7 protein-coding genes are annotated in these 7,943 nt (G+C 68.0%); 4 read left to right on the plus strand and 3 right to left on the minus strand.

From position 1 onward, the window contains the following. Window positions 1–21 precede the first annotated feature (21 nt). Window positions 22–891, minus strand: a complete 870-nt coding sequence (locus ACLFQI_RS09440) for an SDR family oxidoreductase (RefSeq protein ID WP_410758783.1) — start codon at window positions 889–891, stop codon at window positions 22–24. Window positions 892–1,005: 114 nt separating this feature from the next. On the opposite strand from ACLFQI_RS09440, the gene ACLFQI_RS09445 reads away from it, so the two are divergent. Continuing rightward, window positions 1,006–2,037: a CDP-6-deoxy-delta-3,4-glucoseen reductase gene (locus ACLFQI_RS09445; protein ID WP_410758785.1), complete on the plus strand. Its 1,032-nt coding sequence runs from the start codon at window positions 1,006–1,008 to the stop codon at window positions 2,035–2,037. A 3-nt stretch (window positions 2,038–2,040) separates the two neighbouring features. Here ACLFQI_RS09445 and ACLFQI_RS09450 read toward each other — a convergent pair whose 3' ends face one another. Continuing rightward, window positions 2,041–2,907 (minus strand): uroporphyrinogen-III synthase, encoded by an 867-nt coding sequence (locus ACLFQI_RS09450; RefSeq protein ID WP_410758787.1) that lies wholly within the window; start codon window positions 2,905–2,907, stop codon window positions 2,041–2,043. Next, window positions 2,904–3,962 carry a hydroxymethylbilane synthase gene (gene hemC / locus ACLFQI_RS09455; protein WP_410758789.1) on the minus strand — a complete coding sequence of 353 codons (1,059 nt, stop codon included), beginning with the start codon at window positions 3,960–3,962 and terminating at the stop codon, window positions 2,904–2,906. The genes ACLFQI_RS09450 and hemC overlap by 4 nt, the downstream gene beginning before the upstream one ends. A 255-nt stretch (window positions 3,963–4,217) precedes the next feature. Between hemC and argH the strand changes: the two genes are divergently transcribed. The 3 genes from argH to ACLFQI_RS09470 all read left to right on the plus strand — a co-directional run bounded on the left by argH (window position 4,218) and on the right by ACLFQI_RS09470 (window position 7,912). Further along, window positions 4,218–5,615 carry an argininosuccinate lyase gene (gene argH, locus ACLFQI_RS09460; RefSeq protein ID WP_410758791.1) on the plus strand — a complete coding sequence of 466 codons (1,398 nt, stop codon included), beginning with the start codon at window positions 4,218–4,220 and terminating at the stop codon, window positions 5,613–5,615. 72 nt (window positions 5,616–5,687) lie between these two features. Next, window positions 5,688–6,428 carry a hypothetical protein gene (locus ACLFQI_RS09465; RefSeq protein WP_410758793.1) on the plus strand — a complete coding sequence of 247 codons (741 nt, stop codon included), beginning with the start codon at window positions 5,688–5,690 and terminating at the stop codon, window positions 6,426–6,428. Window positions 6,429–6,439: 11 nt separating this feature from the next. Continuing rightward, window positions 6,440–7,912 carry a glycogen synthase gene (locus ACLFQI_RS09470; RefSeq protein ID WP_410758794.1) on the plus strand — a complete coding sequence of 491 codons (1,473 nt, stop codon included), beginning with the start codon at window positions 6,440–6,442 and terminating at the stop codon, window positions 7,910–7,912. The last annotated feature ends 31 nt before the right edge of the window (window positions 7,913–7,943 follow it).

Here is a 7,943-nt window from a genome sequence, read left to right on the forward strand (position 1 = left end):
CAGTCAGCCTGGGCTCGACTGTCAATCGGCATCGCGCCCGAAGCAAGGCGCTAGGCCCTGAGCCAAGTCCGGATAGCGCAGGCGGACGCCAAGTTCCTCGAGCAGACGCCGATTGCTCAGCCGCCGCGACTCCTTCAGGTACGAAAGCATGCCGGCGGAGAGTCGATCCTCGGCCGCGGCCAGCGGGATCTGCGGTGGGCGCGGCAGGCCCGCCGCATCGGCCACCTGGCAGAAATAGTCGGTCATGGTGCTTGGGTGACCGTCGCAGACGTTATAGACCGCCCCGGTTGGCGCGCGTTCCATCGCGGCGATGCAGATCTCGACGAAGTCCTCGGCATGGATGCGATTCGACCAAGGCGCCTCGTCGGCCTTGACCACCGGCTGAGCGCTGCGGATGCGCGCCAGCGGCAGCCGATCGCAGGCGTAGATGCCGGCCACGCGCAGGATCACCAGATCGGCACCGCTGGCGCGGCTCCACTGGCGCAGGCGTTGCTCCGCGTCCCAACGTCGCAGCGAGCGCGGCGCGCGGGGACGCGGCGGCCAGTCTTCGTCCACCCAGGCCCCGTCGCAGTCGCCATAGACGCCGGTGGTGCCGATATAGACCAGCCGGCGCGGATGGCCGTGACGCGCGAAGGCGTCGATGAGATGCGCGGTCAGCGGGTCCTCGTCGCCCGCGCTCGGCGGCGGTGCCAGATGAAAGACCGACTTGCCGGCGGGTGCGAGCGCGGCCAGATCGTCGCGCTCGAGATCGAGCTGCAGGGCTTGCGCGCCGGCCGCCGCGACCGCTGCGGCGGTCTCGGCGCTGCGCACCACGCCAAGCACCGACTCGCCACGCTGCCGATAGCGCGTTGCCAGCGCCTGCCCGATAGAACCACAGCCGAGGATGATCATCGCCCCGTCCTCTCGTTTGCTTCGCGTCGATTCCCGCTCATGATGCCCCAAGTTAGGGACCATCCCAAGACCGCCAAGCCCCACCTCACAACGCCGAAGGAGCGATCAACGTCGATGAACGACTCAGCGAGGCGCTGTTCAGTGCGCACCGAACCGGCCGGCCATCAGTTCGAGGTCGCGCCCGATCAGACCATCCTCGAGGCCGCGCTGACCCAGCGCATCGGTCTCCCTTATGGCTGCCGCAACGGCACCTGCGGCAGCTGCACCGCGCGGCTCCTCGACGGCGAGGTCCGGTATCCGAGCGGCAAGACCGAGGCGCTGGAAGGGCAGCCGCCAAGCGCCTGTCTGACCTGTCAGGCGGTGCCGACCTCGGATCTGGTGCTGCGCGTGGCCGAGCTTGAACGCCTGAGCGACATCGAGGTCCGCACCATGCCCTGTCGGCTGGCCGAGAAGACCCGGCTCAATCACGATGTGATGCGCCTGCGCCTGAAGTTGCCCGAGGGGCAGCGGCTGGCCTACGTCGCTGGTCAATACCTGGAGTTCATGCTGCGCGATGGCGCGCGGCGGGCCTACTCGATCGCCAATCCGCCGCACGATGACGCCTTGCTCGAACTGCATGTGCGCCGGGTGCCGGGCGGGCGCTTCAGCGATGAGGTCTTCGAGCATCTGGAAGAGCGCTCGATCTTGCGCATCCGGGCGCCACTCGGCACCTTCGTCCTGCGCGAAGACACCGAGCGGCCGATCCTGATGGTCGCCGGTGGCACTGGCTTTGCGCCCCTCAAGGCGATGCTCGAGCACGCCTTCCAGCGTGGCATCAAGCGGCCGATCCGGCTCTATTGGGGCGTGCGCGCGCGCCGCGATCTCTATCTGGCGGAGCTGCCGGAACGCTGGGCCGCGGCGCATCCGAACTTCCGTTGGGTGCCGGTGCTCTCAGAGCCCGATCCCGACTGGAACGGCCGCGCCGGGTGGGTCCATGAAGCCGTGCTCAAGGAACATCCCTCGTTGGGCGACTTCGATTGCTATCTCAGCGGGCCACCGCCGATGGTCGAGGCCGGGCGCGCCGCCTTCGAGGCCGCCGGTGCCGGCCTTGATCATCTATTCTCGGATACCTTCGAATACGCCGCCGACAGCCACCGTGGCGATTGAGCGCTATCCCAGACTCATCGCCAGCCGGCACAAGGCCTCGACGATGCCCTCGTCACTGGTCTCCTTGGCGACCGCGACGCGGCGGAAGCCGAGCTGCATCGCGGTGGCGCCGCCGCGCTCGCTAATCACCACCAGCGGCATCGCGAGCAGCCAAGCGCGGTTCGCCGGCCCCAGCATCGCGAGCAGGTTGCCCAGCACCTCGTCACTGGTCGCGGTGACGAAGCCGAGCCGCTCGCGCCAGGCTGCCAATTCGGCGCTGACGTCGATATCCGGTATGGCACGTCGATAGACCTCGGCGAAGGCGACCTCGGCGCCGCGCTTGCGCAGGGTTTCGCCGAGCAGCTGGCGGCCGCCCTCGCCGCGCACGATCAACGCACGCTTACCGGCGACCTGGGTCAGTGCCGGCAAGGCCAGCAGCGCCTCGCTGTCGAAGCCGCGCTCCGGCACCAGATCCGACGTCAGGCCCTGCTCGCGCAGCGCGGCGGCGGTCGCGCGTCCGACCGCGCCGAATAGCGGTCGCTCCACGCCAGCGACCTGCCGCATCGCGTCGCTAGCTTGCCGCTGCGCGCCGGCGGCTTGCTGCTCGCCGCCGCCCGCCTGCTGTTCCGCCGCCACACGCGCGCGCAGCTCCGGCGGGAACAGCGCCACGCCATACTCGACCGCGTTGCGACTGACGAACAGCAGCAGATCCCAAGGCTCGGCCAACAGTTGGCGCGCCCGCTCCGGTTGCGTCGCGGCGCGGATCTCCAGGGTCGGGAACGCAATCGGCTCGCCGCCGGCCGCGATCACCAACTGACACAGCCGCTCAGCTTGGCCGCTGGGCCGAGTCACCAGCACCCCACGCCCATTGAGCGGGCAGATCGCGCTCATGGTTGCGAGCGAGACCCCGGCGCCTGCTGCGAGGGCTGCTCCGCGGATGCGCCCGCGGAGCGTTTCGTCGCCGGATCCTCAGCCTGACTGTCCGCCCGCTCCGCGACCTGTTCCGCCAGGGGCTCGGCGGGCGCATGCGCGAGCGCCGCCAGCACCTTGTCGGCGCCCTGCGCCAGCAAGGCCTCGCCGACCTCGCGGCCCATGCGCTCGGCCGCGGCCGCCGGGCCGCTGGCCTCGGCGCGCATCAGCGCCGAGCCATCCGGCATGCCGACCAGCCCGCGCAGATACAGCTCGCCGTCGCGGTGGATGGCGTGGCCGGCGATCGGCACCTGACAGCCGCCGTTGAGGCGCGCGTTCAGGGCGCGTTCGGCGGTCACCCGCTCGGCGGTCGGCGCATGATGCAGCGGGGCGATCAAGGCATGCACGCGCGCGTCGTCGACCCGGCATTCGATGCCGATCGCGCCCTGGCCGATCGCCGGCAGGCTGTCCTCGGGCGCGATGAAGGAGCGGATACGCGCGCTGAATTCGAGCCGGATCAGCCCGGCGGCAGCGAGGATGATGGCGTCGTAGACGCCCTCGTCGAGCTTGCGCAGCCGGGTGTTGACGTTGCCGCGCAGCGGCTCGATGCGCAGGTCCGGGCGGCGCACGGCGAGCTGACACTGGCGGCGCAGGCTCGAGGTGCCGACACAGGCCCCTTGCGGCAGCTCGTCGAGCGCGGCGTAGTGGTTGGAGACGAAGGCATCGCGCGGGTCCTCGCGCTCGAGGATGCAGGCCAGATGCAGGCCGTCCGGGAAATCGACCGGCACGTCCTTCATCGAATGCACGGCGATGTCGGCCTCGCCATCGAGCATGCCTTGCTCCAACTCCTTGACGAACAACCCCTTGCCGCCGACCTTGGCCAAGGGCGCGTCGAGGATCTTGTCGCCGCGGGTGGTCATGCCGATGATCTGAACCTCCAGCCCTGGGTGCAGGCGGCGCAGCCTGTCGGCAACATGCTCGGCCTGCCACATGGCGAGCGCGGATTTTCGGGTGGCAATGCGAATGATCTCTGGCATGGAAGCGAATCTAGCTGGCGGGTGATCGTTGCGGATGAGTCGAGCCCATAAGGTAACCGAATGCGCGCCGACCGACCTTGGCGGCAGTCAATCGGGGGTCGAGCCGGTAAGCTTAACCCGCCAGACGGATTGTCAACAGTGCCGATCGTCGATCTCGGGCTGTCAAGAAACCCGAATCTGTACTATCGTGCAAGGCTTATCCGCTCCCGCATCCCACCACGAGCCGCCGCGATGGCGCCTGAGTAAGAATCCGCGATGACCGAGACCGCCGCTTCGAAACCCTGGGCCGGGCGTTTTTCCGAGCCGACCGATGCCTTCGTCGAGGCCTTTACCGCCTCCGTCGGCTTCGACCATCGCCTCTACCGCGAGGATATCGCCGGTTCCATCGCGCATGCGCGGATGCTCGCGCGCCAGGGTATCCTCAGCGACCAGGAATCCGAGGCCATCATCGCCGGCCTCGAGCGCATCCAGGCTCAGATCGAGGCCGGCAGCTTCGTCTGGTCGGTGCCGCTCGAAGACGTGCACATGAACATCGAGGCCGCGCTCACCGCCGACATCGGCGAGGCCGGCAAACGCCTGCACACCGGACGCTCGCGCAACGATCAGGTGGCCACCGATATCCGCCTCTGGCTGCGCGGCGAGATCGACGCCATCAGCACGGCGCTGCGGCAACTGCAAGACGCCTTGCTCGATCTCGCCGAGCGCGAGGCCGCGACCATCCTGCCCGGTTTCACCCATCTGCAGGTGGCGCAGCCGATCACCTTCGGTCATCACATGATGGCCTGGCAGGCGATGCTCGAACGCGATGCCGGCCGTTTCGCCGACTGCCGGGCGCGCATGAACCGGATGCCGCTCGGTGCCGCCGCGCTCGCCGGCACCAGCTACCCGATCGACCGCGCCTACTGCGCCGAGCGGCTCGGCTTCGACGGCCCCTGCGAGAACTCGCTCGACGCGGTCTCGGATCGCGACTTCGCGATCGAGTTCGTCGCCGCCGCCGCGATCCTGATGATGCATCTGTCGCGCTTCGCCGAGGAGCTGATCCTCTGGGCCTCGGCGCAATTCGCCTTCATCGAACTCGCGGATAGCTTCTGCACCGGCTCCTCGATCATGCCGCAGAAGAAGAATCCCGACGTGCCCGAGCTGATTCGCGGCAAGACCGGGCGTATCTTCGGCCACCTGATGGCCCTGCTGACCCTGATGAAGGGCCAGCCGCTGGCCTACAACAAGGACAATCAGGAAGACAAGGAACCGCTGTTCGACACCGCCGATAACCTGCGCGGCTCGCTCAAGGTGTTCGCCGCGATGATGACCAAGCTGCGCTGCCGCCCGGAGCGCATGCGCGCTGCCGCGCGCCAGGGCTATGCGACCGCGACCGATCTCGCTGATTATCTGGTGCGCAAGGGCATCGCCTTTCGCGATGCGCACGAGATCGTCGGCAAGGCCGTCGCCTATGGCCTCGAACGGGAACGGGACCTCGCCGAGCTGAGTCTCGATGAGCTGCGCCGCTTCTCGCCGGCGATCGGCACCGATGTCTTCGAGGTGCTGAGCCTCGAGGGCTCGGTCGCGGCGCGCGATCACATCGGCGGTACCGCGCCCGATCAGGTGCATGCCGCCATCGCGCGCGCCCGGGCGCGGCAGGCCGCGAGGCGCTGAGCGGAGGGCTCCGGTTGCTGAATGAGCGACGCAGCGATGCCATGAACCATCGCGCCTGTCCAGGGTGCAAGCATGTCGACTGAGCGGGCGCCGCGTTTTCCGAACCCGCATGTTGCGCCGCGCCTCGTGCTCTATCCGCTGACCGGCGGCGGTGTCGCGCTCGACTGGCGCCTCGATCCCGGACTGGTGGCGCAGGCGCGCGCTGCCTTTGTGGGGCCGCCGCCGGTCGCCAAGCTCTACTTGCGTCGCGTCGATGGTGCCTCTCTCGCCGCGGCGATCCTGCCCGCTGATCCGGCGCATCGACCGACCGGCCAGGCCCGCTTCGAGGAGCCCGTGGTGGGCTCCTTGCGGGCCGAACTCGGCCTCGAGGATCCGTGCGGGAGCGCCTGGTTGTTGCTGGCGCGCTCGAATCGGCTCGAGGCCGTTCCCGACTCGACCGGACTCGCGACCAAGCTCGGCGCCCGCCAGCCGGAAGCCCGCGTCGCCGCCGAGCAGGTTCGATTGGACCCCCAGCCGCCAAACCGGCAAGATGTTGCCCCATCGGAATCGCACGCCGCGCGCGGCAGCGGCCCGCTCAGTCCCTATCCATCCGCTGACGAGGCCATGATCCAGGGCGAATTGCATGTCTTCGGTCGCGCCGCGCCGGGCAGCCTGCTCGACCTCGGTGGGCATCCCTTGCGGGTCGGACCGGGCGGGCGTTTCTCGTTTCGCGTCGCCCTCGACGATCCGGAACTGCTCGCCGCACTCCTCGCGCGATTGCCACGGCTGCCGGTCGCCGAGCGTGAATCCCCATCCTTCCAGGCATCTGATTAGAGAGCGGTTGTATGTATATCCTGATGGCCACGCCGGAGTGCGCGCCGGTCGCCAAGGCCGGCGGACTTGGCGACTTCGTCCAGGGACTCTCCCGCGAACTCGCGGTTCAGGGTCATCGAGTCGAGATCATCCTGCCGAGATACGATTGCCTGCGTTACGACCGCGTGCGCGGCATGACCTGCGAGCAGGCCGATCTCTGGGTGCCGTTCTATGACCGCGCCGTGCATTGCGATGTCGAGGTCGGCGAGGTCGATGGGCTGCGCTGCTACTTCATCGATGCCCATTGCGAACATGGCTTCTTCAACCGTGGCGCCATCTACGGCGAAGCCGACGACAGCACGCGCTTTGCCTTCTTCTCGCGCGCCATCCTCGAATTCCTGCTCGTCTCTGGCAAGCGCCCGGACGTCATCCACTGCAACGAATGGCAGACCGGGCTGGTGCCAGTGCTGCTGTTCGAGCGTTACGCCGCGCTCGGGCTGGAGAAGACGCGCGTGTGCTACTCATTGCACAATCTCGGCCATCAAGGCTGGAGCACGCCGGCTGTGCTCGAGATGAATGGCCTCGATGTCGGGCGCTTGATGGCGCCGGATCGACTGCAAGACCCCGGCAATCCTCAAACCGTCAACCTGATGAAGGGCGGTATCGTCTTCTCCAACTTCGTCACCACCGTCTCGCCGCGCTATGCCTGGGAGATCCAGCACACCGATCAGGGCGTTGGCTTGCAGGGCGTGCTGCGCACGCATGACCACAAGTTCGGCGGTGTGCTCAATGGCATCGACACCACGACCTGGAATCCGGCGACCGATCCCTTCATCGCCGCTCACTACAGCCTGGAGCAGTTGCCGGCGAAAGACGAGAACACGCGCGCCCTGCGCGCGCGGCTTGGCCTGGCCGATGCGCCCAAGCCCATCGTCGCCGTGGTCAGCCGGCTCGACCGCCAAAAGGGCATCGAGCTGATCCGCCATGGCATCGACGCCAGTCTGGCCCGGGACGCGCAGTTCGTGCTGCTCGGCAGCGCCCAGGAGCCAGCCATCAATGCCCTGTTCTGGGATGCCAAGCAGGCGCTCGCCGAGCATCCCGATGCCCATCTGGAGCTTGGCTACGACGAGGAGCTGGCGCACCTGATCTACGCTGGCGCCGACATGATCCTGATCCCGAGCGTCTACGAACCCTGCGGCCTGACGCAGATGATCGCGATGCGGTATGGCTGCGTGCCCATCGTGCGCCGCGTCGGCGGGCTTGCCGATACCGTGTTCGACGCCAATTACAGCGATCGTCCCTACGCCGAGCGCAACGGCTATGTCTTCGACGAGCCGACCTTCGAGGGCCTGGAATCCGCGCTCGGTCGGGCGATTGGCCTGTGGCGGGACTATCCCGACCATTTTCGGCAGTTGCGCCTCAACGGCATGCGCATGGACAACTCCTGGGCGCGGCCGGCGCAGGATTATCTCAATATCTACGAGCATATTCGGGTGCGCGCCTGATGCCGTCAGTCATGAAAGCCGACGCGCCCGC

Source organism: Halochromatium sp. (assembly GCF_046541315.1).
Classification (GTDB): Bacteria; Pseudomonadota; Gammaproteobacteria; order Chromatiales; family Chromatiaceae; genus Lamprobacter.

Bases quoted from the DNA above. Each gene is read 5' to 3' on its own strand.
- ACLFQI_RS09440 (WP_410758783.1), bottom strand. From the start codon at position 891: ATGATCATCCTCGGCTGTGGTTCTATCGGGCAGGCGCTGGCAACGCGC.
- ACLFQI_RS09445 (WP_410758785.1), top strand. From the start codon at position 1,006: ATGAACGACTCAGCGAGGCGCTGTTCAGTGCGCACCGAACCGGCCGGC.
- ACLFQI_RS09450 (WP_410758787.1), bottom strand. From the start codon at position 2,907: ATGAGCGCGATCTGCCCGCTCAATGGGCGTGGGGTGCTGGTGACTCGG.
- hemC (WP_410758789.1), bottom strand. From the start codon at position 3,962: ATGCCAGAGATCATTCGCATTGCCACCCGAAAATCCGCGCTCGCCATG.
- argH (WP_410758791.1), top strand. From the start codon at position 4,218: ATGACCGAGACCGCCGCTTCGAAACCCTGGGCCGGGCGTTTTTCCGAG.
- ACLFQI_RS09465 (WP_410758793.1), top strand. From the start codon at position 5,688: ATGTCGACTGAGCGGGCGCCGCGTTTTCCGAACCCGCATGTTGCGCCG.
- ACLFQI_RS09470 (WP_410758794.1), top strand. From the start codon at position 6,440: ATGTATATCCTGATGGCCACGCCGGAGTGCGCGCCGGTCGCCAAGGCC.